This is a genomic window from Bacillus sp. 5RYD7K (assembly GCF_059831465.1).
This window is the reverse complement of sequence record NZ_CP191200.1, coordinates 2,563,675-2,585,997: the sequence shown is the minus strand read 5'-3', so window position 1 is coordinate 2,585,997 and position 22,323 is coordinate 2,563,675. Positions and strand designations below refer to the sequence as shown.

General features: G+C 48.0%; 25 protein-coding genes. 1 reads left to right on the top strand and 24 read right to left on the bottom strand.

Annotated elements, in window-relative coordinates; genetic code table 11:
* Position 1: 1 nt before the first annotated feature.
* The 9 genes from panC to ACQE26_RS12925 all read right to left on the bottom strand — a co-directional run bounded on the left by panC (position 2) and on the right by ACQE26_RS12925 (position 7,521).
* Positions 2 to 862 (bottom strand): pantoate--beta-alanine ligase, encoded by an 861-nt coding sequence (panC, locus tag ACQE26_RS12965; RefSeq protein WP_500469639.1) that lies wholly within the window; start codon positions 860 to 862, stop codon positions 2 to 4.
* Between the two features lie 3 nt (positions 863 to 865).
* Entirely contained in the window at positions 866 to 1,699 is an 834-nt protein-coding gene (panB, locus tag ACQE26_RS12960; protein WP_016939076.1) for a 3-methyl-2-oxobutanoate hydroxymethyltransferase, read from the bottom strand.
* 244 nt (positions 1,700 to 1,943) lie between these two features.
* Entirely contained in the window at positions 1,944 to 2,921 is a 978-nt protein-coding gene (locus ACQE26_RS12955) for a biotin--[acetyl-CoA-carboxylase] ligase (RefSeq protein WP_500469638.1), read from the bottom strand.
* Positions 2,906 to 4,096: a CCA tRNA nucleotidyltransferase gene (locus ACQE26_RS12950; protein WP_500469637.1), complete on the bottom strand. Its 1,191-nt coding sequence runs from the start codon at positions 4,094 to 4,096 to the stop codon at positions 2,906 to 2,908. The genes ACQE26_RS12955 and ACQE26_RS12950 overlap by 16 nt, the downstream gene beginning before the upstream one ends.
* A gap of 4 nt (positions 4,097 to 4,100) precedes the next feature.
* The gene (gene bshA, locus ACQE26_RS12945; protein ID WP_438420115.1) at positions 4,101 to 5,234 is read right to left on the bottom strand and encodes an N-acetyl-alpha-D-glucosaminyl L-malate synthase BshA; all 1,134 of its coding nucleotides are present in this window, start codon (positions 5,232 to 5,234) and stop codon (positions 4,101 to 4,103) included.
* Positions 5,231 to 5,944 carry a bacillithiol biosynthesis deacetylase BshB1 gene (gene bshB1, locus ACQE26_RS12940; protein ID WP_500469636.1) on the bottom strand — a complete coding sequence of 238 codons (714 nt, stop codon included), beginning with the start codon at positions 5,942 to 5,944 and terminating at the stop codon, positions 5,231 to 5,233. Before bshB1 ends, bshA begins: the two co-directional genes overlap by 4 nt.
* Entirely contained in the window at positions 5,937 to 6,350 is a 414-nt protein-coding gene (gene mgsA / locus ACQE26_RS12935) for a methylglyoxal synthase (RefSeq protein ID WP_060964907.1), read from the bottom strand. Before mgsA ends, bshB1 begins: the two co-directional genes overlap by 8 nt.
* Positions 6,351 to 6,373: 23 nt before the next feature.
* On the bottom strand, positions 6,374 to 7,177 hold the full coding sequence (dapB, locus tag ACQE26_RS12930; protein ID WP_500469635.1) for a 4-hydroxy-tetrahydrodipicolinate reductase: 804 nt from the start codon (positions 7,175 to 7,177) through the stop codon (positions 6,374 to 6,376).
* Positions 7,178 to 7,185: 8 nt separating this feature from the next.
* Positions 7,186 to 7,521 (bottom strand): nucleotide pyrophosphohydrolase, encoded by a 336-nt coding sequence (locus ACQE26_RS12925; protein WP_003153495.1) that lies wholly within the window; start codon positions 7,519 to 7,521, stop codon positions 7,186 to 7,188.
* A 142-nt stretch (positions 7,522 to 7,663) separates the two neighbouring features.
* Between ACQE26_RS12925 and ACQE26_RS12920 the strand changes: the two genes are divergently transcribed.
* Positions 7,664 to 8,536: a YitT family protein gene (locus ACQE26_RS12920; RefSeq protein ID WP_060964905.1), complete on the top strand. Its 873-nt coding sequence runs from the start codon at positions 7,664 to 7,666 to the stop codon at positions 8,534 to 8,536.
* 23 nt (positions 8,537 to 8,559) lie between these two features.
* Here the strand turns inward: ACQE26_RS12920 and ACQE26_RS12915 are convergent, their stop codons facing one another.
* From ACQE26_RS12915 to ACQE26_RS12845, 15 genes are all read right to left on the bottom strand, one after another.
* Positions 8,560 to 9,735, bottom strand: a complete 1,176-nt coding sequence (locus tag ACQE26_RS12915; RefSeq protein ID WP_500469634.1) for an oxalate decarboxylase family bicupin — start codon at positions 9,733 to 9,735, stop codon at positions 8,560 to 8,562.
* Between the two features lie 30 nt (positions 9,736 to 9,765).
* Entirely contained in the window at positions 9,766 to 10,548 is a 783-nt protein-coding gene (gene ypjB, locus ACQE26_RS12910; RefSeq protein WP_016939084.1) for a sporulation protein YpjB, read from the bottom strand.
* A 67-nt stretch (positions 10,549 to 10,615) separates the two neighbouring features.
* The gene (gene lhaT, locus ACQE26_RS12905) at positions 10,616 to 11,209 is read right to left on the bottom strand and encodes a lipoprotein heptaprenylglyceryl N-acetyltransferase LhaT (protein WP_500469633.1); all 594 of its coding nucleotides are present in this window, start codon (positions 11,207 to 11,209) and stop codon (positions 10,616 to 10,618) included.
* Between the two features lie 107 nt (positions 11,210 to 11,316).
* On the bottom strand, positions 11,317 to 12,084 hold the full coding sequence (locus ACQE26_RS12900; protein WP_045927203.1) for a menaquinol-cytochrome c reductase cytochrome b/c subunit: 768 nt from the start codon (positions 12,082 to 12,084) through the stop codon (positions 11,317 to 11,319).
* 31 nt (positions 12,085 to 12,115) lie between these two features.
* The gene (gene qcrB / locus ACQE26_RS12895) at positions 12,116 to 12,790 is read right to left on the bottom strand and encodes a menaquinol-cytochrome c reductase cytochrome b subunit (RefSeq protein ID WP_003153485.1); all 675 of its coding nucleotides are present in this window, start codon (positions 12,788 to 12,790) and stop codon (positions 12,116 to 12,118) included.
* 1 nt (position 12,791) lies between these two features.
* On the bottom strand, positions 12,792 to 13,295 hold the full coding sequence (locus ACQE26_RS12890) for a Rieske (2Fe-2S) protein (RefSeq protein WP_003153484.1): 504 nt from the start codon (positions 13,293 to 13,295) through the stop codon (positions 12,792 to 12,794).
* Between the two features lie 138 nt (positions 13,296 to 13,433).
* Positions 13,434 to 13,880: a YpiF family protein gene (locus ACQE26_RS12885; protein ID WP_500469632.1), complete on the bottom strand. Its 447-nt coding sequence runs from the start codon at positions 13,878 to 13,880 to the stop codon at positions 13,434 to 13,436.
* 54 nt (positions 13,881 to 13,934) lie between these two features.
* The gene (locus tag ACQE26_RS12880; protein WP_438420120.1) at positions 13,935 to 14,474 is read right to left on the bottom strand and encodes a ReoY family proteolytic degradation factor; all 540 of its coding nucleotides are present in this window, start codon (positions 14,472 to 14,474) and stop codon (positions 13,935 to 13,937) included.
* A gap of 73 nt (positions 14,475 to 14,547) precedes the next feature.
* Positions 14,548 to 15,819: a tetratricopeptide repeat protein gene (locus ACQE26_RS12875; protein WP_438420121.1), complete on the bottom strand. Its 1,272-nt coding sequence runs from the start codon at positions 15,817 to 15,819 to the stop codon at positions 14,548 to 14,550.
* 315 nt (positions 15,820 to 16,134) lie between these two features.
* Positions 16,135 to 17,421, bottom strand: coding sequence for a 3-phosphoshikimate 1-carboxyvinyltransferase (aroA, locus tag ACQE26_RS12870; RefSeq protein WP_064779075.1), 1,287 nt, complete (start codon positions 17,419 to 17,421; stop codon positions 16,135 to 16,137).
* A gap of 11 nt (positions 17,422 to 17,432) precedes the next feature.
* A complete protein-coding gene (locus tag ACQE26_RS12865) occupies positions 17,433 to 18,548 on the bottom strand; it encodes a prephenate dehydrogenase (RefSeq protein WP_500469631.1) in 1,116 nt (371 codons plus the stop codon).
* A gap of 51 nt (positions 18,549 to 18,599) precedes the next feature.
* A complete protein-coding gene (hisC, locus tag ACQE26_RS12860) occupies positions 18,600 to 19,682 on the bottom strand; it encodes a histidinol-phosphate transaminase (RefSeq protein WP_099744077.1) in 1,083 nt (360 codons plus the stop codon).
* An 11-nt stretch (positions 19,683 to 19,693) separates the two neighbouring features.
* A complete protein-coding gene (trpA, locus tag ACQE26_RS12855; protein ID WP_326352025.1) occupies positions 19,694 to 20,491 on the bottom strand; it encodes a tryptophan synthase subunit alpha in 798 nt (265 codons plus the stop codon).
* Positions 20,484 to 21,686, bottom strand: coding sequence for a tryptophan synthase subunit beta (gene trpB / locus ACQE26_RS12850; protein ID WP_500469630.1), 1,203 nt, complete (start codon positions 21,684 to 21,686; stop codon positions 20,484 to 20,486). The genes trpA and trpB overlap by 8 nt, the downstream gene beginning before the upstream one ends.
* Positions 21,667 to 22,320: a phosphoribosylanthranilate isomerase gene (locus ACQE26_RS12845; protein ID WP_500469629.1), complete on the bottom strand. Its 654-nt coding sequence runs from the start codon at positions 22,318 to 22,320 to the stop codon at positions 21,667 to 21,669. Before ACQE26_RS12845 ends, trpB begins: the two co-directional genes overlap by 20 nt.
* Positions 22,321 to 22,323: the final 3 nt, after the last annotated feature.

The window sequence follows — 22,323 nt, the reverse complement described above, 5'->3', positions numbered from 1 at the left end:
ATTATAATCTCTCCCATTCATCAATATCAATAATGATATTATCAATCAGTCTTGCTTTAGAAAATTGAACGGCACAGGCCAGAATAATCTTGCCGTTTAACGTTTTAAGCGGAGTCAGTTCAGGATAAGCGTACAATTCGGCATAATCAATGGCGCCGCTAGTGTTTTCGATGACGCTGCTGACGGCTTTTATGACGGCTTCCGGGTTTCTTTCACCGTCTCTGATCAGTTCGGCGCCTTTTTGCAATGCTTTATAGATCATCGGCGCTTCTTTTCGTTCCTGCACAGTCAGATAGACGTTGCGAGAGCTTTTAGCAAGTCCGTCTTCTTCTCTGACCGTATCCACCGCAACCAATTCGATGTCCATAAAGAAATCCTCAATCAATCCGTCCACAACCGCTGCCTGCTGGGCATCTTTCAGCCCGAAGTAGGCGCGGGTCGGTTTAACGAGATTGAAAAACTTCGTCAGCACAGTGGCCACTCCGTCAAAATGACCGATGCGGGAGGCGCCGCATAACACGTCAGTTCTTCTTTTTACATGCACGGCAACATTTGGCTCGCCTTTATACATGTCACTTGCAGACGGCGTAAACAATACATCTGCCCCCGCCTGTTCTGCAAGCCGGGCATCGCGGTTTAAATCACGCGGATATGCTTCGTAATCCTCGCCCGGTCCGAATTGAGTCGGATTGACAAAGATGCTCATCACGACAATATCGTTTTCTTTGGTTGCTTTTTCAACCAGCGTCAGATGCCCTTCATGAAGAAAACCCATTGTCGGGACGAATCCGATCGTCCGGCCTTCTGAGCGGTATTGCGCAATCAGTTCTTTCAGCTGTTGAGTTTCTGTCAGTTGTTTCATCGCTTACTTTCCTCCGTACAAGCCTTGCAGCACAGTTTGGTTGATCTGAAAAGAATGCTTTTCTTCCGGGAAAACCCGTTCTTTCACATCACGCACATAACCGCTGAGCGCAGATTCAATCGCGCCGTCGATTTTGGCATATTGCTTCACGAACTTCGGTGTTCTGTCCACGCCGTGGCCGACGACGTCATGGTAAACAAGAACTTGTCCGTCAGCTTTTGAACCGGCTCCGATTCCGATGACGGGAATGGATACTTCTTCTATTATTTTTGCGGTCAGTTCAGCAGGCACACATTCAAGCACGAGCATCATCGCTCCCGCCTGTTCGCATTTCACGCTGTCTTCGATGAGCTTTTTCGCGCTTTGCTCATCTTTTCCCTGCACTTTATATCCGCCTAACACTCCGACAGACTGCGGTGTAAGGCCTAAATGGCTGACGACAGGAATTCCGCCGAGTGTCAGCGCGCGGATGGATTCGAAAACGCCGTCTCCGCCTTCAAGCTTTAACGCGTCTGCGCCGCTTTCCTGAATAATGGCCGCGGCATTTTTTAATGTATCTTCTTTTGAAAGGTGGTAAGACATAAACGGCATGTCGGTTACGATAAACGTATTTTTCGCACCGCGTTTTACCGCTTTTGTATGGTGAATCATGTCACTGACCGTTACGCCGACGGTTGAATCGAGTCCGAGTACGACCATTCCAAGCGAATCCCCGACTAAAATCATGTCGACTCCAGCCTGTTCCGCCAGTTTTGCCTGCGGATAATCGTAAGCGGTCAGCATCACGATCGGCTCTCCGTTTTCCTTCATTTTCATGAAATCCAGTTTTGTTTTCATTCTGATTCTCCTCCTCTAAACGGTGAGGAGATGATCCGCCAATTCTTCGCAAGCAAAAAAGCCTTCTGTAAATTAAGAAGGATTCCCACTTGTTTAACGTTCAGCGAATGTCATCCCTCTGTCCCAGTCCTTTTTTGGATCAAGGCAGACTTTTCGTAATCTCTGTTCTGCTGATCAGGTGCAGTTCATTATGATACTGCCCATAGGAAGTATACCAAATTCACGAGGCTTGTACCAACTAAGATTAATTGAGCTCAATATCGGCAGAATAGATCTTCTTTATTCCGTCTTTCGTTTCCAAAAGAAGGACCCCCTCATCATCAATGCCGAGCGATTTCCCGTAAAACGTCCCTTGCAGCGTTCTCGCTCTGAGCTCACTCGCCAATCCGACCGCATAGCTTTCCCATAACAGCTTAATCGGTGTAAAGCCGTGCTTCAGATAATCCTGATAGCGTTTTTCAAAAGTCAGCAGAATCTCTTGTATCAGACCCGCTCTGTCAATTTTTTCGCCGGCTTCCAGGCTGAGGCTTGTCGCAATGTCCTGAAGCTCGCCGGGAAAATCGGTTTCCCGCTGGTTCACGTTGATTCCGATGCCGAGAATGACCGAACGGACACGGTCTTCTTCCGCTTGCAGCTCAGTTAAGATTCCGACGGCCTTTTTGCCGTGAATCATTAAATCATTCGGCCACTTAATTGCGGGCTGTACACCGGTAAAGGATTCGATAGCCTGAACGACCGCAACGGCAGATAACAGGGTGAGCTGCGGCGTTTTTTGCAAAGGAATTTCCGGTCTCAGGATGAGGCTCATCCAAATCCCGGTTCCTTCCTGAGAATACCACACTCTGGACATTCTTCCTCTGCCTGCCGTTTGTTTATCGGCAACTACGAGTGTTCCTTCCGGCGAGCCGTCATTGGCCAGTTCATGGGCGGTTTTTTGGGTGGACGGCAGGACGTCCCGGTAATACAGCTGTTTGCCCATAACCTCTGTTTTCAGCCCGAAGCGGATTTCAGATTCGCTGAGTTTCCCCGGTTTTTTGATGAGCCTGTACCCTTTTCGTCTGACCGCCTCAACCTCATAGCCCTCTTTGCGGAGCTCTTCTATATGTTTCCAAACGGCGGTTCTCGAACAGCCGAGCGCGTCACTTATTTTCTGCCCGGAGATGAAGCCGTCACCCGCCTCAGAAAATAAATCAATTAATCGGGTTTTTAATGTTGATCCCATGATGCGAGCCACTCCTTTATGTCATGTTTTCGGTTGGAGAGCTTCCCTGCCAATACCGCTTCTTCAATCCGGCTAAGTTCTTCGGCAATCCATTTACCCGCACGGCGGTTTCTGAGCTCCATCAGATCAGCGCCTGAAATGTCGAGGTCACGAAGGCTTTTGATCGGCAGCTGCTCATACAGGCTCCGAATCTCTTTCAGCTTTTGTTCATCAACCGTCTTATGCTTTTTCAGCATTTCGATTTTAACGGCTGAAAACAGCGCATCTCCAGCCCGGTACATCGCCTGTGCTTCAAGCTGCGCCGGATAAACGCTTATGATCTGCACTGCTTTTTTTATGACTTTCCCCGGCAGTTTCCATTGTTTTAAAAACGGTTCGGCGCTTTTCGGATAAAGGCCGAGAAATAATAACAGCGCTGCCCAGCGTTCTTCGCGCGCATCTAAGGAGGAAAACGGATATCCGCTCGCTTCAAGCATTTGCTTCTCATAATCAGAAAGGCCGGGCAGCTCTTGTATCAGTCCTGTCTGCACCATTGTTTGAATCGCTTCTTTTGAAGATGCGCCAACGAGCAGCTTTTCAAACTCGACGGTCTTTCGTTCTACTGATACGTGCGCCAAAAGCTCCCTGTCTTTTATAACGGCCTCTTTTGTTTCTTTCTCTAACAGAAAGCCGAGCTGGCTCATAAACCGGACGGCTCTCATCATCCGCAGAGCGTCTTCCCGAAAACGGTCTTCAGGGTTCCCGACCGTACGGATCAGCTTTTGCGCGATATCATGAACGCCTCCGAAATAATCAAGCAATTCTCCTTCGGCAGACATCGCCATTGCATTAATCGTTAAGTCTCTCCGCTTTAAGTCTTCTGCTAAAGATGTAATGAACCGGACGGCTTCAGGGCGCCGGTAGTCCTTATATTCTGATTCGGCGCGGAAGGTGGTGACTTCATATGTTTCATCTTCCCATAAGACGATTACGGTGCCGTGCTCTTTGCCGACATCGACGGTCCGCTCAAAGAGGCGCTCCACCTCATCCGGCGAAGCGCTTGTCGCGATGTCCACATCACCTATTTTTCGTTTCATATAGCTGTCTCTGACGGCTCCCCCGACAAAGTAGGCCTGATGGCCCGCCTTCATCAGATGGTGAAGGATGGGGAGGGCTTTGACAAATTCCTGTTCCATAAGATCACTCCGGTCCTGCCAATTCGGCATAAATCCGTTCGTACTGACTGACGATTCTTTGCGAAGAAAAGGCGGTCTCCACCATTTTCAGCGCATGGTCAGTCAAACGTTTGCTGAGCTGTTTGTCTTCTAAAACGGCAAGCGCTTTTTCAGAAGCCGCCTGAATATCGCCGACTTCCACCAGAAAACCGCTTACTTGATCTTTAATCACTTCCGGTATTCCGCCGATATTCGTTCCGATGCACGGCACGCCGCAGGCCATCGCCTCCAGAAGCACGAGTCCGAAACTTTCTTTTTCAGAAAGAAGGAGCTTAAGGTCACTGATGGAATACAGCTCTTCCACCCTGTCCTGGTTTCCGAGGAGCAGCACTTGGTCCTGCAGGCCGTATTTCTCGACAAGCTGCCAAGCGACGCACTTTTCCGGTCCGTCGCCGACAAGCAGAAGCTTCGCCTTTGTTTTGGCTGCGATATTACGGAAAACACGGATAACATCCTTCACGCGTTTTACCTTTCTGAAGTTGGAAACATGGATGACGACTTTCTCATCCGGCAAAATACCGTGCTTCTCTTTTATACTCTCTGTATTTTTCTTAAGATAAACACGTTCATCAATAAAGTTGTAAATGGTCTCAATTTTTTTATCCGGCTTGATTAAATCATATGTTTCCCCGGCAAGTGCGGTTGATACAGCGGTCACTCTGTCGGACGCTTCAATGGCAAACCGGATTAAATCTTTTAATGACGGATCATACCCTAAAACGGTAATGTCCGTACCGTGAAGCGTCGTAACAATGCCGATGTCGCGCTTCAGCATCTGTTTGGCGAGATAAGCGCATACTGCATGCGGGAGCGCATAGTGCGCGTGGATGATATCAAGATTTTCCCTTGCGGCAACCTCGGCGATTTTGCTCGCCAATGAAAGGTCGTAAGGCGGATGTTTAAATACCGCGTATTGGTTGACCTCCACTTCATGAAAATGAATATTCGGATGATATGTATTTAATCTGAACGGGATGCTTGATGTGATGAAATGAACCTGGTGCCCCTTTTCCGCAAGCAGCTTGCCGAGTTCCGTCGCAATAATACCCGAGCCTCCGACACTCGGGTAGCATGTAATCCCTATTTTTAATGGTCTCATTGTCCGCCCCCAAAAACATCATCATTCAAAACGGGAAGCTGTTTTGAAAAGAAACCTTCGGCATACCCCGTCCCGGCTTCTTTGCCATACAGTCTTTCCCGCGCTTCCACCATTTCGATATAACCGTTTGTCAGCGGTGTGTTCACTGACTGCGCCGTTGCAATAAACTGACTTTGATAGGCGTGCAGGCTTTCTTTTTTCAGATCGATGGTTTCCGTTATGTCGATTACAAAGTCCGGACGGTGAAATCCGTTAATCATATAATAGTAAACTTTTTGAGCCTTGTGAGCCGGCAGTTCCCGGTGATCTTTATATTTATGAATTCCCGCTGAGAATACCGCCTCTTCGACTAATGCCGCCGCATTGCCGTGATCCGGATGGCGGTCTTTCGGATAAGGAATGAAAACGGCTTTCGGCCGGCATGCTCTGATGACACTGACAATCCGGCGGATGCTGTCCTCGCTTTTCAATAGCCCGCGGTCAGGAAGCGTAAGCTGGATTCTCTCTTTCACGCCGAGAATTCGGGCGGCCTCCGCCGCTTCTTCTTTTCTTATACTTACCGTTCCGTTAGATGACAGCTCGGCCTCGGTCAGATCGCATATCACAGCGGTTTTTCCTTGACCCGTAAATTTTGCGATTGTGCCGCCCATACCGATCTCGACATCATCGCTATGGGCGCCGAACGCAAGAATATCAACATGTTCAGACATTCGGCTCTCCTCCGCGCACGAGATTGCGGAAATCAAACGCCCCGCCGTCCAGCGTACGGACGAGAATCTCCGCTGTTCCCATATTTGTGGCCAGCGGGATTGCATATACGTCACACAGTCGGATCAGCGCCGATACATCCGGTTCGTGAGGCTGCGCAGTTAACGGATCCCGCAGAAAAATGACGAGATCAAGAGCATTCGCCGCAATTAATGCCCCGATTTGCTGATCTCCGCCGAGCGGGCCGGATTGAAAACGTTCAACGGACAATCCGGTCGCTTCCTGGATTTTTAAGCCTGTCGTGCCTGTCGCGTATAACTCATGGCGGCTCAATATATCTTTATATGCGGTCGTAAACTGAACCATATCCTGCTTTTTTTTATCGTGAGCAATCAAAGCGACTTTCATTTGATGTTCTCCCCCTTGCCGATTCAGTCGATAATATTTTCGAGGCCGTACACAAGCTGGTCGATTTTCATCACTTGCTCCACTGACAGCTTCACTCCTGACATAAAGGAAGCCCGGTTATAGGAATCATGACGTAATTTCAGCGTCTGTCCGTCCATGCCGAACATGACTTCCTGGTGGGCGATAAGGCCCGGCAGGCGCACGCTGTGAAGGCGGATGCCGTTTAATTCAGCACCGCGGGCGCCCGGCAGGATTTCTTTTTCATCAGGATGACCCTGCTGCTTTTCTGTACGGACGCTTGAAATCATTTCCGCTGTTTTCAGCGCCGTTCCGCTCGGTGCGTCCAGTTTTTGATCATGATGAAGCTCAATGATTTCTACATCTTCAAAATAATTGGCGGCCATTTGTGAGAATTTCATCATCAGCACCGCGCCTAATGCAAAGTTCGGAGCGATGATGGCGCCGATCCCTTTTTCTTCAGTCAAAGCATGAAGCTCCTCTAAATCCGCTTCAGAAAATCCGGTCGTTCCCACAACAGGACGGACGCCGTGTTCAAGAGCCGCTTTCGTATGTTTTTTGCCGATTTCAGGCGTTGTTAAATCGATCAGCACATCCGGTTTTGTTTCTTGGAAACATGCGCGGATATCCGTATAAATAAGGGCATCTGAATCAGCTGACATCACTTCCCGTAATGTTTGCTGATCGTATGTATGGTCAATGGCGCCGACAAGCTCAAAATGTGGCGTGCGGACGGTAAGTTTTACGGCCTCTTGGCCCATTCTGCCTCTCGGTCCGGCGATTACGACTTTAATGGTTTCATTTGACATGGTTTCTCCTACTTTCCTTCTTCTTTTCTCGTCCAGCGGTCTTTATCCCGTGTATTAAATTTATGCATCACGCGGTTATGAGCTTCCTCCAATGAAATATCAAGGGAGTTGGCGAGGCAGATCAGGACGAACAGCACGTCGCCCATTTCCTCTTCCATGCTTTTCTCATTTTCCGTCGTTTTCTTCGGCTTTTCCCCATAGTAATGGTTGACTTCTCTTGCAAGTTCGCCCAGTTCTTCGGTGAGACGGGCCATCATGGCAAGCGGGCTGAAATAGCCTTCTTTGAATTGGCCGATATATTCATCGACCTCAGCTTGTAAGTCTTTCATCGTTTTGTCACTCACTGTGCGAATACCTCCTGTCATCTCTTCCATGTTAGCTAATTCAAGTACATTTGACAAATGTTAAAAACAGCAGTTTGCTGTTTTCTTTTGTATCCACTATAATATTTACGCAATCTAATGGAAGGAAAAGGGGTCTGATGCAATGCTTGGAGAAATCAGAATCAAAAACATTTGCTTTATTTTAATCGGCGCCGCTGTTTTTTCATTCGGACTGGTTCACTTTAATATGCAGAACAATTTGGCGGAAGGCGGATTTACCGGCATTACGCTGCTCTTATATGCGTTATTCCACATCAGCCCTTCTATTTCCAACCTGGTATTAAACATTCCTATCTTTTTCATCGGCTGGCGCATGCTCGGCCGGACGATGTTTGTCTATACCCTGATCGGCACCGTCTCTCTTTCCGTTTTTCTGAGTATTTTTCAGCGTTACGAAATTCATATGCCGCTGTCGCATGATTTAGCTCTGGCGGCCTTGTTCGCGGGTGTATTTATCGGCGCGGGTCTCGGCATTATTTTTAAATACGGAGGCACGACGGGCGGAGTTGATATCATCGCCAGGCTGATTAATAAATTTTTCGGAATCCCGATGGGCCGGACGATGTTTGCCTTTGATGCCTGCGTCATTCTGCTTTCTTTGTTTACGTATCTTTCTTACAAGGAAGCGATGTACACGCTTGTAGCCGTTTTTGTCGCTGCGCGATTGATTGATTTTATACAGGAAGGCGGTTATGCCGCAAAAGGGGCAACGATTATTTCTTCGAAAAACGATTTGATCCAGCAAAAGATCATAGATGAGATGGAACGCGGCGTCACCGTTTTAAAAGGACAAGGATCATACACAAAAGAAGACAGAGACGTTCTTTACTGCGTCGTTCCGAAAAACGAAATTGTGCTTTTAAAAAGCGTCATCACTTCTGTTGACCCGCACGCCTTTGTTGCCGTAAGCGACGTCCATGACGTACTCGGAGAAGGATTTACGCTTGATGAAAATAAAAATCCGATCAGACGATAATAAAAAGGCGGCTTTTGCCGCCTTTACTGTTCGTGTTTCCATTTGACAACCGGTGATTTTTTCTTTTTCAATCGGCGGGCGAATGCCGGACTGACATTGAGCGTCTGCTCGACGAAGCGCTGCGGCGTCAGTGCCAGCCATTGGTTTAGGGAGACGTCTTCGAAACGGTCGCTTTTAAAGATTTCCAGAAAGCGAAGCACGGTGTCACCGATATTCTGGACATAATGCCCCATCGCAAAAGGAACATATCCCACGTCACCCGCTTGATAGTTAAATGTCCGCGCTCTTCCCTCCGCCGCAAACACCGTCATTTTCGCTTCTCCCGAAAGATAATACTGCCACTCGTCCGTATTCGGATGCCAATGCAATTCTCTCATGCCTCCGGGTTCGACTTCCACAAGAGCGGCGGCAATTGTTTTTGACACCTTAAACGTTTTGGAATCGACGATCTTGACTCTTCCCCCGCTGGTAACAAGAGGCTCCTGCCGGGAGAGCTTGTAGCTGAACGGCTCCAAAACGGTGCCTTCCGGGGAAGAAACGGCTGCCTGTTCAATCGGGAGAGGCGGGTCCAGCTGGAACATGTAACGCTCTTTCTTGTGAATGTAGGCCAAGTCATATCCGGGAACACCGAAGTTCGCCTCCAGCACGCTGCGCGGGGTGTGGGCAAACCAGTCCGTTACTGAAAAGGTGCTGTTTTCTGAAAATGAGCCGTCATCAAAGACAAGCAAAAACTCACTGCCCTGCTCCATCCCTTGAATGGAATGAGGGATGCCGGAAGGAAAATACCACAAATCCCCTTCACTGACGTTGTCAATAAAATTCCGCCCGTTTTGGTCGACTGCGGTTAAACGGACTTCTCCGTTTATCACGTATCCCCATTCGGCTTCTTTATGCCAATGAAGTTCCCGCACAGTTCCCGGTTTCAGTCTCATGTTCACCGCCGCGATGTTTTTGGACACCGGCAGTTCCCTGACCGTCACTTCTCTTGACCATCCGCCGTCTTCAAGCCTCATATGCGTATCAGAAAAAGAGAATTTCAAGTTTTGAACCGTTCCCGCATCCGTTGAAGGCGGAACGAGCATGTCAGGATTCTGGAAGTCACGCGCGAGGTTCCGCGGTCCTTCATCAGTCGCCCCTTTTCTGCCTCTGATCGGCTGCGGGAGGTGTTTTGAAGCCAATTGCTGGATGAGTTTTTTCACTGGCTTTAGCTCCTTTACAGCAATTTGTGTTTATTTAGACTTAGGATATTCACGCTTTTTCTCTTTCTTTTTTTCCGCTCTGTATTTTCGGTAGCCGACATATGTCAGCGCAGTAATAATGATACCGCCTGTTGTCAGAATGACCCAGAGCAGCGAAGGATCAGCGTCATCCCGCTCCACCTTGTCAAATACACGTTTTAAATCCTGCTGCAGGAGCGTCAGACGCTCAAGCTTTGTTCCTTTTGTCATCTGCTGAAACCCTTCCTGCTCAATCACCTCGATATGTTTCGCCACCGTATCAAGCTGGCCGGCCGACACATCCATTGTCAGGCTGGGATAAATTAAATCATATAATGATATAAATTCATTCCACTTTTCATTGAAATTCTCACTTCCGTTCCCGCTGACATCTTCTTTTAAGGCGCTGAATGTCGCCATAATCGGTCTTTCAAGCGAACCCCACAGCGGATCGGAGTGGTCTTCCATCGCATCCATTACAAGCCTGAACTGAGCGGCTGCGCGAATTTTTTCGGAATCTGAGGCATCCGCCTGCTTCAAGGCGCGCTCTAAATCATTACAGCCCAGAGTCACCTGCCTGACTTCGGCGCCGGTCAGTGAGTTTACGTGTGTCATTTTTTTCTTAAAGTAGCCAAGCACTTGCAGGGCCTCATCATACTGCGAATGCCTCGTCATCTGGAAAACGGTATCCGAAAGGTCGTTCAGTTCCTTGAGACCGCCCTCACCTTCAGCTTTAGCAGTTGTGATGAAACACATAAGAGCAAGCAAAAGACAGATTGTAAGCTTTCGTTTCATAGAGGTCCCTCCCACTCCTTCTCTTTACAGAATATGAAGAGCGGGACAAGGTTAGACCAAGATTCTATCAGTGTAAGTCAAGCTTTATCCGCCTTTTGGAAATCACCAAAACGTATGCAAGACCGAGTGAAAACAGGCTCAGCCAGAATGTGGCATAGCCGATCTCTTGCATATAAGCACTGAGCATTGAATAGCGGGGCATCATGCCGAAAAGATAATCAATGACGTCATTATGAAGCGTCCAAACAGCGGCAACGGCAAGATGCCATAACCGGAACCGAAAATACGGGCTGTATAAAACGCCTTGAACGGCCATGGCGAAATGTGAAGCAATCAGCATATACCCTTCCCAAGGCATCTGCCCCATTTTAATCAGCACAAATATATTCATTCCGACCGCCCACAGCCCGTATTTTACAAGGGTTACAAGCGCAAGCGCTTCAAACAGCGGCGCGTTTCTTCTCATAAGAAATGCCAAAAGCACGAACAGGAAGAAAAACGTCGCCGTCGGGCTGTCAGGCACAAATATCAGAAAACGGAACGGCGTGTCCGCAAGCTGCGGCAAATACCAATAATAGCCGTACACGGTACCGATAAAATTAACGGCAAGAGCAAGCAGAAGCAAGCCGCGCCGTCCTAAAAGATAAGAAATCCACCTCATACCATCAACTCTCAGTCCTTAAAAAATATGTATCATGCAAAAAAAGCTGACATCCGGTCAGCTCTTTTCATAAAAGTATATCCTGCTATTGTCCGCTTCACAATACGTTATTTCGAGGTCGTTTCAGAAATGAACTTCGCCAGCTGATCAAGCTGTTTATCATTCCCTTTAAAAATACCGGCAGGCATCTGCCCTTTCCCTTTGACGGCGATCTTTTTAATTTCTTCCGGGCTCAGCCCGTTATCGACCAGGGACGGACCGGCGCCTCCGCCTTGAAGATTATCCCCGTGACAGGAAATACAGCCTTGTTCTTTAAATACTTTATAACCGTCTGATTCGGTATCAATGGCGGCTTCTTTTTTGATTTTCCCTTGCTCCTCCGCCTTCGCCCAGTCATGCGTCGCGACTGACTGCCACGTTAAAAAAACCGTAGCGCAAAGCGCCAAAAGCATCATGCCGACCGCAACCGGACGCTTCCACGGCCTTCTTTCAGAGCCCCTGTCGAGAAACGGAGCCAAAAGCAGCGATCCGAAGGCAAGCCCCGGTATAATCATCGCGCCGATAACGGTGTAGCTCCCCGCGGCATATTCATATTTTAAAAGCTGGTATAAAAATAGAAAATACCAATCCGGCAGCGGTATATAGCCCGTATCCGTCGGGTCCGCAACCCGTTCCAAAGGCGGCTCGTGCACTATCGTCAAAACGAGAAATCCGACGAGGAAAACGGCTCCGACCATCCATTCCTTCAGCAGGAAGTTCGGCCAGAATGCCTCTGTCTTTCCCGGATACTCTGAATAGTCTTTCGGTATATTCGGTTTTTTTTCAGCCGGAATCCTTGAATCTCCTACAAACTTCATTCCTTTCCCCCGGTGCATGTCATCCCCTCCCTTTTATATCAGATCTGTATTAAAGCGGTCCTGAAATTCCCTGCTTGCGGATCATGACAAAGTGGGCGCCCATGAGCGCAAACAAAGCGGCAGGGAGAAAAAACACGTGAATCGCAAAGAATCTCGTCAGCGTTTGGGCTCCGACAATATCGTGGTGGCCGGCAAGAAGGGTTTTCACCTGCGCTCCGATCAACGGCGTCGCCTCCGCAATCTGAAGACCTACCTTTGTCGCAAACAGCGCCTTCATGTCCCACGGAAGCAGATACCCTGTAAAACCGAGACCAAGCATCACAAAAAAGATCAGAACACCGACGATCCAGTTCAATTCCCGAGGCTTTTTATAAGCTCCCTGAAAGAAAACCCGCAGCGTATGTAAAAACATCATCACAATGACTAAACTTGCCCCCCAATGATGCATACCCCTTACAATCTGTCCGAAAGCGACTTCATTCTGCAAATAATACACAGATTCCCACGCGTTTTTAATATCCGGCACATAATACATCGTTAAAAACATCCCGGACAGCACTTGGATAACGGTTACAAAAAACGTCAATCCGCCGAAACAATAGACAAAAGCCGAGAAATGGTGAGCTGGATTCACATGTTCCGGCACTTCATGGTCGGCGATATCCCGCCACATCGGCGTAATATCGAGACGTTCGTCCACCCAGTCATAAATTTTGTTCAGCATGTCACCCTTCCCCCCTAGGCTTTGCTTTTCCAAGATACAAAAAGCCGTCCTTTACTTTTTGCTCATAACGGTCAAGAGGCGCGAGCGGCGGCGTGCCCGGAACGTTCGTGCCGTCTTTTTCATACAGCCCGTAATGGCAGGGACAAAAGAATTTGTTCGGATTTTTAGGATCATTGTTCCAGTTTACGGTGCAGCCCAAATGCTTGCAGATCGGCGAAAGCGCTATAATTTCATCGCCATGCTTGTAGACCCAGGCTGACCTGGATTCTTCCGATTCGTACCAGGCGTCGACCTGATGAATTTTAAAGTCAAACCGTTTCGGCTCCTTCGTCAGTTCATCGACGCTGACAACCTGCACCATTTTTTGATCTCCGGTCGGTTTTAATACCGGGTCCAGCGCAAAACGGACCATAGGCATAAGCGCACTGGCGGCCATAAATCCCCCCACGCCGGTGAGCGCATAGTTTAAAAATTGCCTTCTTGATATATCTTGTTTTCCGCCCATCTCTTCCCCCCCCTAAAGATTGACCAAAAATTAACTAAAATAGAAAATAATTCTGAGATTTGACACCCTCATAATATATGAATCTTTCAGCAAGGTCAACAGAGGCAAAATGGCTGTTTTGCGGGATGTCTGGAGTTTTTAAGAATTGTTCCACTTCTGTAACAAAACGTTCAAAATTTCCCCGCACTTATCATCCGCTATTTTTCTCTTTAAAGAGTCTTTCATATGTTCAAACGGGACTGCTGGTATGTATATGACATCAGATCCTATTTCAGAGTCCTTCCATTTTTCGTCTGCCGTCAGAAACAAGGCATGCCGGAAGCTGGTCATCACCTCTTCTTTGAATTTTTGCAGCAGGGCGATCTGTGATTGATCTATATCAACATATGTATAAGAGGGGAATAAATATACCCGTCCCTTCAACTGGCGCTCAAGCTCTTCAGAAAGCAATTGGGTGCTCTCCCCCCGTTCAACTGCCTCTTTTAAGCCGCCTGCAGACGTTATGGAAATTAACGGAATGACAGCGGTGTCAATGTAATCCGCAGATTGTAAAAAGACCTCGGCATCAGCGGCCCTCCATCTCATGTCTGGTTCCTCCTCCTTACGCAACAAGCCTTGCATATTCTGCAAGGCTGTCATTTATGTGAGCTGATTCAATTGGCGGGAAAGCTTTTCAAATGTTTCTTTATCGTGGCGGTCCAGCGCCTCGTCGATATCTTTAAGCAGCTTTTCCCGCTGGAAAGTGGATATGGCCTGTTCTAATATTTTTTCGGCCATCCCCTGATCCTGTTTATTTTCAAACAGGTCTTTCGGCAGATGCGGATTTAATTCAAGAACAGCAGCATATTCAGGCGAGCTGTAGGCCGAACGGAAATTCAGCTGGATAAATAAATCCTGCTGCTTATTCAGCCGGATGTCGTGAAAAGATTTTTCTGCGTCCGTGGTCATGACATTTTCTTTGTAAAACCTAAACGGCACCTCATCAACGCAATGAGTAGACATGATAATGCCTCTCGGGCAAAATTCAGCTTGTTCTACAAAATGGACCTTCTCCATTAATGTATCATGACTCATTAAATAATTTAAAATCCAGACGCACTCCCGGCGTTTAAGCTGATAATGATTTAAAAACCAACGGATAAAATCCTTTTTTTCATTGACAGAAACAGGGGTCTGCATGTAATTCCCTCCTCTATCGATCGTATAATCTGACATCACTTATACATTCAGCAAGCATGGTCCAAAATCCTGCTTATCTCAAAAATTCGTCCTCTATCCGTAAGATTGTTTCTTCAAGCTCTTCGTTTGTTCCATCCATTGAAAGCACTTGTTTTAAAAGCGGCAGCGCTTCTTTCTGGAGACCCTCTTCCAATAAGAAGTGAGCGTATTCATATAAGAAATCCCGATCCTCCCGGTAATGGAGGTACGCAGCTTCGAAGCTTTTTTTCGCTTCGTCATATTGCTCCAGACCCGTATAGGCGCCCGCCAAATACCAATTGTATTTCGGATCTTCTTCGCCGTAGCCGCGGACTTCCTGAATCAGATCAATAATCTCTTCAAAGCTTTCTTCTTTATGATAGACGGCTAAAAGCGTATGGAGCGCTTCCACATAACCCGGATCGAGCGCCAGCGCTTCCTGAAGAAGCTTTTTGCCTTCGTCTTCGTTCCCGAGCTTTAACGCCATTTTCGCCGCATAGAGAAAAAGCTCTTTATTGTATTCATCGTAAGTAATACCTTCTTTAGCGGTTTTTAATGCATCTTCATACATGCCCTCTGCCTCGTAGCTTTTTGCAAGCGGCATATAAAGCGATGAATAAGAAGGATCAAGCCCTTTTAAATCAGAAAGCTGCTTAATGGCGGTTTTGACCATTCCCGCCTGATAGGCTGTGAAGCCGTACCCGAAAATCGTATTCGGTTCTGTATGTTCTGCTGCCGCTTTTTCATACCATGAAATCGCTTCTTCAAATTCACCCGCCGCGCTCAATGACTCGGCCAGCCTTTGATGAACATTTACACCGCCGATTTCATTCCGCTCTTTTGCCGTCTCTTCGTAATAGGGAACGGCTTTTGCGTATGACCCTTGAGTAAAGTATAATTCTCCCAGAGCGAAATCAATAACAGGTTCATCTTTTAACATCGCTTTCGCCTGTAACAGCTTTTGCTCACTTACTTCAAATAAGCCCTGCATCTGATACAGATCAGCCATCAAAAGAAGGCTTTCCGCGTAAGACGGGTCTTCTGGTGATATCGTCTCCAGCACCTCAAGAGCTTTTTCTTCTTCATCAATATCTATTAACAATTCGGCGTAAAAATTCGTCAGCTCAGACTCATCCGGATAAAGGTCATGCAGATCACTGATCAGCGTTAACGCTTTCTCTGCGTTTCCCCATTCATAGTAGAGCTGGGCTGCAATGGCTTTGTCTTCGTCATGAAGCTGCGATTCAGCTTTTGAAAGCGCTTTGAGTCCCTTTTCGGTTTCACCTGCTTCAACTAATTTTATGGCATCTTGAATCAATGTATTCAAATCAGACCGGTCCTTTCTTTTCCTATACCTCATCAACCAATGAAAAGGGTTTATTCGGGTTATTCTTATCATAATTCAGACAGGGTCTGCCCGCAAATAAGATGCTTCACCCGGCATTATAGTTTATCAAAAAATGGCGAGGAGGAAAACGGCAAAAAAGGGGACGCCATCTTTATACGCAAACAGCGCGGTTTGATCCGGCTGTTTCTGTAACGAAACGCATCCCCCCTTCCTGTTATTTTTCCTGTTTAAGACAAGCTATGTCAAAGCTCAAGACTTTATGACACACGAAGAAAAAAGCCCGAAGAATCGTCTTCAGGCTTTTTTGGCTAATTGATCTAAATGCTCAAAGAATGTCGGATAGGAGACGTGGATCGCATCTGTATCACGAATGTCAATCGGCTCTTCCGTCAGACATGAGGCGATACCGAGCATCATGCCGATGCGGTGGTCGCCGTGGCTTGATACACTGACGCCGCCCGCGAGTGTCTTTTTGCCGCGGATTTTCATGCCATCTTCAGTCGCTTCAATGTCTGCGCCGATTTTCCGGAGCTCTGATACGACGGTGTCGATCCGGTTCGTTTCCTTCACTTTCAGCTCCGCCGCGTCTTTAATGACCGTTGTGCCTTCAGCCTGCGTTGCCAAAAGGGCGATAATCGGTATCTCGTCAATTAAACGGGGAATGATTTCTCCGCCGATTTCTGCCGCTTTCAGAGCTGACGCTTCAATAACAAGATCTCCGTACGGCTCCGCGCTGTCCGCTTCTGATGGAATGACTTCAAGTGAAGCCCCCATCTGCTTTAAGACATCAATAATCCCTGTGCGTGTCGGGTTCAGGCCGACGTTTTTCAGCACAATCCGGCTTCCGGGAACGGCAGCCCCGGCCGCGAGGAAAAAGGCCGCTGAAGATATATCCCCAGGCACGAAAATATCAGCTGCCCGAAGCCGCTGACCGCCCGTTACGGAAGCGCTCGTCTCTGTCTCCGCAAGCTCAGCGCCAAAAGCGTTCAGCATCCGTTCTGTATGATCTCTTGATTTATGAGGCTCGGTAACGGTTGTCGTTCCTTCTGCCTGCAATCCGGCAAGCAGCACGGCAGATTTGATCTGCGCGCTTGCGACGGGAGACACATAATCGATGCCTTTTAATTGTCCGCCTCTTACAGATAACGGCGTAAATTCTCCGTCCGCTCTTCCGTCAATCACGGCACCCATCTGCTTTAAAGGCTCCGTCACCCTCTTCATCGGGCGCTTTGCAATACTTTCGTCGCCCGCTACCGTACTGTGAAATGGGCGTCCGGCTAAAATGCCGAGCATCAGGCGGATGGTCGTGCCGGAATTTCCGACATCAAGAAGGCTGTCAGGCTCATAAAGTGCGTCAATGCCGTTCCCGTGTATCGTTACATCACTTCCGTTCTGTTCAATGGAGACACCCATTTTTCTGAAGCAGGCAATCGTGCTCAGGCAATCGGCTCCCGGCAAAAAGTTTTTTACCGTTGTCGTTCCTTCTGCAAGCGCTCCGAACATAACAGAACGGTGGGAGATGGATTTATCCCCCGGAATATGAATTTCACCGTTTAAAGATGTCACTTTTTCTCTTTTCAATGTTTTCCACCTCAGTCAGCGTAAAATGTGTCATATTTGGCGCGGGATTGAATGCAGATTTCCGCCCGCTTGCGGTCCTCATCCGTCTGGAAACTGATTCTCAGAATTCCGTTAATATCTTCTCTCGTTTCGATAATACGGATGTTGGTGATGCTGATTTGTTCATCAGCCAATATCGCCGTAACCTCCGAAATGACCCCCGGATGATCGGGAACATCGACATAAAGGTCATAAAAGGACGGGATCGCCCCTTTTTGACGGATCGGCAGGCCGTCGCGGTAATCCTTCGCTTTTTTAAAGTAACCGAACAGGTTGTCCGCATCTTCATTTTCTACGTAAGATTCGATCGTGTCAATCTCCCGTTTCCACTCTTTGAAGCGGTCAAGCAGTTTATCTTTGTTGTGAAGGAGAATGTCTCTCCACATCGCCGGACTGCTGGAGGCTATTCTTGTAATGTCCCGGAAACCGCCGGCCGCGAAACGCTTCAAAAGCGGGTAATCTTCTTCAGAACGGTGAGCCTGATGTACGAGGCTGGCAGCAACGATATGAGGGAAATGGCTGATGACGCTCGTCACGCCGTCATGCTCCTCAGGCGTCATCTCCACAAAGTGGGCGTTTGCCGCTTTCAGAAGCTCCTTCAGATGCGTTACTGACTGTTTAGAAGTTGATTTTCCCGGTGTTAAAATGTAAAACGCGTTTTCGAATAAAAATTCTTTTGCGGCAGCTGCCCCTGATTTATGAGACCCCGCCATCGGGTGGCCGCCGACAAATTGATAGTGAGCCGGAAGCACTTTGTCGGCGTAGCTGACGACTTTCTGTTTTGTGCTGCCCACATCCGTAATCAAGAGTTCATGGGTGATGCCCGAGGCGGCCAGCATATCAAGCATTTTCAGCGTTTGGGCGACGGGCGTGGCGATAATGATAACTGATGCTTGCTGCGCCCCTTCCATAAATGAGTCGGCCCGCTCGTCAATAATTCCGAGCTTCAGCGCGGCAGTGAGCTGTTCTTCCGAAATATCCACACCGATAATTCGTTTATGCTGATGCTCCTTTTTGATGGCCAATGCGATCGATCCGCCGATCAGCCCGATCCCCGCAAGCAATATAGTATCCTTCATTTCACTCATTTCCTTTTTCATCTAGTTTAATAGAGCAAAGAGGTGATGCTTGATCACCTCTTATAATATTTCAGCTAAAATTGTCAGAATTTCCTCATTCTGCTCTTTCGTACCGACCGTAATCCTTAACGCTGTCGGAAATCCGAGCGCCTGTCCCGAGCGGACGATATATCCTTTTTCCAGCAGGGCCTGGAACAGTTCATCCGCCGGGCGGTTAAAATCAATGAGCACAAAGTTGGTTTGTGAAGGATAACATGTTAAACCGTGGGTTTCGGCAAAATCATAATACTGCTTAAGACCGGCTTTATTTTTTTCGACACATTCCTTAATAAATGCCTGGTCATCAAGCGCAGCCAGTGCCGAAGCCTGGCCGATTCTGCTCGTATTGAACGGCTCTCTCGCCGGCTCAATCTGGCGGATCAGCGCTTCGTCCGCAATGCCGTATCCGACGCGCAGCGCGGCAAGTCCGTACGCTTTAGAAAATGTGCGGAGGATCATGACATTCGGATATTGCTTTAAAAGCGGAATGCTTTCAGGGTAATCTTCCGCCGTGACATACTCATAGTACGCTTCATCAAGTACAACGAGGATTTCCTCGGGAACTCTGTCTAAAAAGGAAATTAATTCCCGTTCGGAAGTATACGTCCCCGTCGGATTATTCGGATTGCACACCCATATGACTTTCGTCTTGCCGTCAATTGCTTCCAGCATCCGATCCAAATCATGAGCACCGTCACTGCGGAGCGGCACCTCACGTACTTCAGCGCCCTCAATCACCGCATTGTGTCTGTATTGCGGAAAAGTCGGAGCGGCGGTAATCGTGTTTGCCTGATCATTTAATAAAGAACGGCAGATAATCTGCACAAGCTCATCTGAGCCGTTGCCGAAAATGATCGAAGATTCACTGACCTGCAGATGCTCACTGAGCCGCGTTCTCAAAGCGGCACTGTAACCGTCTGGATACAGCGCGAGCTGCTCAATCTCCTGATGCAGCGCATCTTTAGCGGCCTGTGAACAGCCGAACGGATTTTCGTTAGAAGCGAGCTTCACTACTTTCTCAAGCCCGTATTCCATTTTCACTTCTTCTATTGGTTTGCCCGGCTGATACGGTTTCAGCTGCCGCAGCTGTTCTTTAATCTGCAAATCCAGTCACCTCATTTTACACTGTACAGTCGTCCGAACGTCTTTGCGTAGTCTTCAAATTCAAGAAGCGCATCGGCTCTTGTGCCGGGGTTCACAAGCTTTGTTTCAAGCTCTTCTACTTTTTTAACGAGCGCGCTTCCGACAACGACACCGTCTGATATTTCATTCATCTCCTCAACCTGTCTGCGGCTTGAAATGCCAAAACCGACCGCAACCGGAACGGAGCTGAATTCTTTCACTTTTCGGATAAAAGAGTATACAGACGGATCGAATTCTCTGCGTACGCCTGTCACTCCTAAAGAGGATACGCAGTACACAAAGCCGCCGGCCTGTTCAGTAATTATTTTCAGTCGGTTTTCACTTGTCGGCGCAACCAGCGAGATATAAGCGATGTTCTCCTTTTTGCATGCCGTTTGTAAAAGGGCGCTTTCCTCTAACGGAAGATCCGGAACAAGCAGACCGTCTATGTCGTTTTCCCGCAGTAAAGCGAAAAAGTATTCTTTTTCTAATTGTAACACAGGATTATAATACGTAAAGAGGATAATTGGAATATGAACGCCGTTTTTTTTCATTTTGCCGCCAAGTTCAATGGCTTTTACGATATTCATTCCGTTTTCCAGAGCCCGTTTTGAAGCCCGCTGAATAACCGGGCCGTCGGCGAGCGGATCTGTGTATGGGACGCCGATTTCAAGGGCTGAGGCGCCTGCATTCTGCAATGACTTTGCCAGCTCAACAGAAATGTCAGGAAGCGGATCGCCAGCTGTAATAAAAGGGATAAATAGTTTTTCAGAATCATGCAGATTAAACATGTGTCTCCACCTCGTTTTCCAAAACATTCATCAGCGTATGAACGTCTTTATCTCCCCTTCCCGACAAACTGACGAGAATGATTTTATCTTTATCCATGTCTTTTGCCATTTCAAACGCTTTTGCCAAAGCGTGTGCGGATTCAATAGCCGGAAGAATGCCTTCTGTTTCAGAAAGCAGACGCAGCGCGGCGATCGCTTCATCATCTGTCACACTTTCGTACGTTACACGGCCGCTTTTATGCAGATAGGCATGCTCCGGCCCGATCCCCGGGTAATCAAGGCCTGCTGAAATGGAATACGGTTCGATAATCTGCCCGTATGCATCTTGTATTAAATAAGTCATCGAACCGTGAATCACCCCGAGCCTCCCTTTTGCGATCGTTGCCGCATGCAGCGGTGTATCAATTCCTTTTCCGGCAGCCTCAACGCCGATCAGCTCAGTATCATCTTCTAAAAAGGCCTGAAAAATGCCCATCGCATTGCTTCCGCCGCCGACACAAGCAACAACCTTATCAGGGAGCGTTCCTTCGGCTTTGCGGAGCTGTTCTTTCGCTTCCTTGCCGATGATTCTCTGAAACTCGCGAACGATGTAAGGATACGGATGCGGACCTACAACAGAACCGATTAGGTAGAAATGATCTTCACAATGCTGGACCCAATATCTGATCGCCTCATTCGTCGCATCTTTCAGCGTGCCGTTTCCGCTTGAGACCGGCACCACTTTTGCGCCGAGCAGCTTCATGCGGAATACGTTCAGCGACTGGCGCGCAACGTCCTCTTCCCCCATAAAAACCGTGCACTCAAAACCGAATTTTGCGGCGGCTGTCGCGGCGGCAACACCGTGCTGTCCCGCACCGGTTTCGGCAATGATTTTCGTTTTGCCCATCTTTTTGGCAAGCAGAATCTGGCCTAACGCGTTGTTTATTTTATGGGAACCGGTATGGTTTAAATCTTCCCTTTTCAGATAGATTTTTGCCCCTTCCAAATACTCCGACACCCTGTCTGCAAACGTTAATGCCGTCGGTCTGCCTGAGTAATCAAACAATAGTTTTTGATATTCGGCATGAAAAACGGGATCATTCTTTAATTCTTTGAAAGCCGTTTCGATTTCTTCGAGGGGCCGCATTAATGTTTCAGGGACAAACTTGCCGCCAAATTCGCCGTATCTTCCGATTTCATTTGGATATGGATACATAATGGTTCATCCTTTCTTCTAAAAACCGGATCAGTGTTTGATCCTTTTGTCCGTTTTTTTCAATTCCGCTGGCAAGATCTATACCGCACGGGCGTGATCTCAGTAAGCCGGTAATCGTTTCAGGATTAACGCCGCCCGCAATAAAACACCGCTTGTTTGCTTTTTGAGCCTGCTCCCGGTACAAAGGGACACGCTTCCACGAAAACGCGATTCCCGTCCCGCCCCTCATGCCTTTGACTGAAGAATCAATGACATAGCCGTCGACGGCAGGTGCAAATTGAGCCATCTGACGGAGCGTGCTTTCTCCGTGATGGAGCGCTTTCCATATCTCAGAACGCACAAGAGGACGGAGACGGCAGGCATCCTCTGGCGATTCATCACCGTGAAGCTGGATAACGTTAAGGGACAGATCAGAAGCGATTTGCGCGATGTTTTCTATCGTTTCATTCACAAAAACTCCGACATGTTTCTTGTCTGTCCGGATCTCTTGTTTCCATTTCCGGACATCATCCGGGGTGACCTTCCGTTTGCTTGCGGCAAAAATAAATCCCAGGTAATCCGCTTCTGAGGCTGCCGCAAGCTCATAATCACGCTTCGATCGTATTCCGCAGTACTTTAATTCAGGCTTTTTCATACC

Bases quoted from the DNA above. Each gene is read 5' to 3' on its own strand.
- panC (WP_500469639.1), bottom strand. From the start codon at position 862: ATGAAACAACTGACAGAAACTCAACAGCTGAAAGAACTGATTGCGCAA.
- panB (WP_016939076.1), bottom strand. From the start codon at position 1,699: ATGAAAACAAAACTGGATTTCATGAAAATGAAGGAAAACGGAGAGCCG.
- ACQE26_RS12955 (WP_500469638.1), bottom strand. From the start codon at position 2,921: ATGGGATCAACATTAAAAACCCGATTAATTGATTTATTTTCTGAGGCG.
- ACQE26_RS12950 (WP_500469637.1), bottom strand. From the start codon at position 4,096: ATGGAACAGGAATTTGTCAAAGCCCTCCCCATCCTTCACCATCTGATG.
- bshA (WP_438420115.1), bottom strand. From the start codon at position 5,234: ATGAGACCATTAAAAATAGGGATTACATGCTACCCGAGTGTCGGAGGC.
- bshB1 (WP_500469636.1), bottom strand. From the start codon at position 5,944: ATGTCTGAACATGTTGATATTCTTGCGTTCGGCGCCCATAGCGATGAT.
- mgsA (WP_060964907.1), bottom strand. From the start codon at position 6,350: ATGAAAGTCGCTTTGATTGCTCACGATAAAAAAAAGCAGGATATGGTT.
- dapB (WP_500469635.1), bottom strand. From the start codon at position 7,177: ATGTCAAATGAAACCATTAAAGTCGTAATCGCCGGACCGAGAGGCAGA.
- ACQE26_RS12920 (WP_060964905.1), top strand. From the start codon at position 7,664: ATGCTTGGAGAAATCAGAATCAAAAACATTTGCTTTATTTTAATCGGC.
- ypjB (WP_016939084.1), bottom strand. From the start codon at position 10,548: ATGAAACGAAAGCTTACAATCTGTCTTTTGCTTGCTCTTATGTGTTTC.
- lhaT (WP_500469633.1), bottom strand. From the start codon at position 11,209: ATGAGGTGGATTTCTTATCTTTTAGGACGGCGCGGCTTGCTTCTGCTT.
- ACQE26_RS12900 (WP_045927203.1), bottom strand. From the start codon at position 12,084: ATGCACCGGGGGAAAGGAATGAAGTTTGTAGGAGATTCAAGGATTCCG.
- qcrB (WP_003153485.1), bottom strand. From the start codon at position 12,790: ATGCTGAACAAAATTTATGACTGGGTGGACGAACGTCTCGATATTACG.
- ACQE26_RS12890 (WP_003153484.1), bottom strand. From the start codon at position 13,295: ATGGGCGGAAAACAAGATATATCAAGAAGGCAATTTTTAAACTATGCG.
- ACQE26_RS12885 (WP_500469632.1), bottom strand. From the start codon at position 13,880: ATGAGATGGAGGGCCGCTGATGCCGAGGTCTTTTTACAATCTGCGGAT.
- ACQE26_RS12880 (WP_438420120.1), bottom strand. From the start codon at position 14,474: ATGCAGACCCCTGTTTCTGTCAATGAAAAAAAGGATTTTATCCGTTGG.
- ACQE26_RS12865 (WP_500469631.1), bottom strand. From the start codon at position 18,548: ATGAGTGAAATGAAGGATACTATATTGCTTGCGGGGATCGGGCTGATC.
- trpA (WP_326352025.1), bottom strand. From the start codon at position 20,491: ATGTTTAATCTGCATGATTCTGAAAAACTATTTATCCCTTTTATTACA.
- trpB (WP_500469630.1), bottom strand. From the start codon at position 21,686: ATGTATCCATATCCAAATGAAATCGGAAGATACGGCGAATTTGGCGGC.
- ACQE26_RS12845 (WP_500469629.1), bottom strand. From the start codon at position 22,320: ATGAAAAAGCCTGAATTAAAGTACTGCGGAATACGATCGAAGCGTGAT.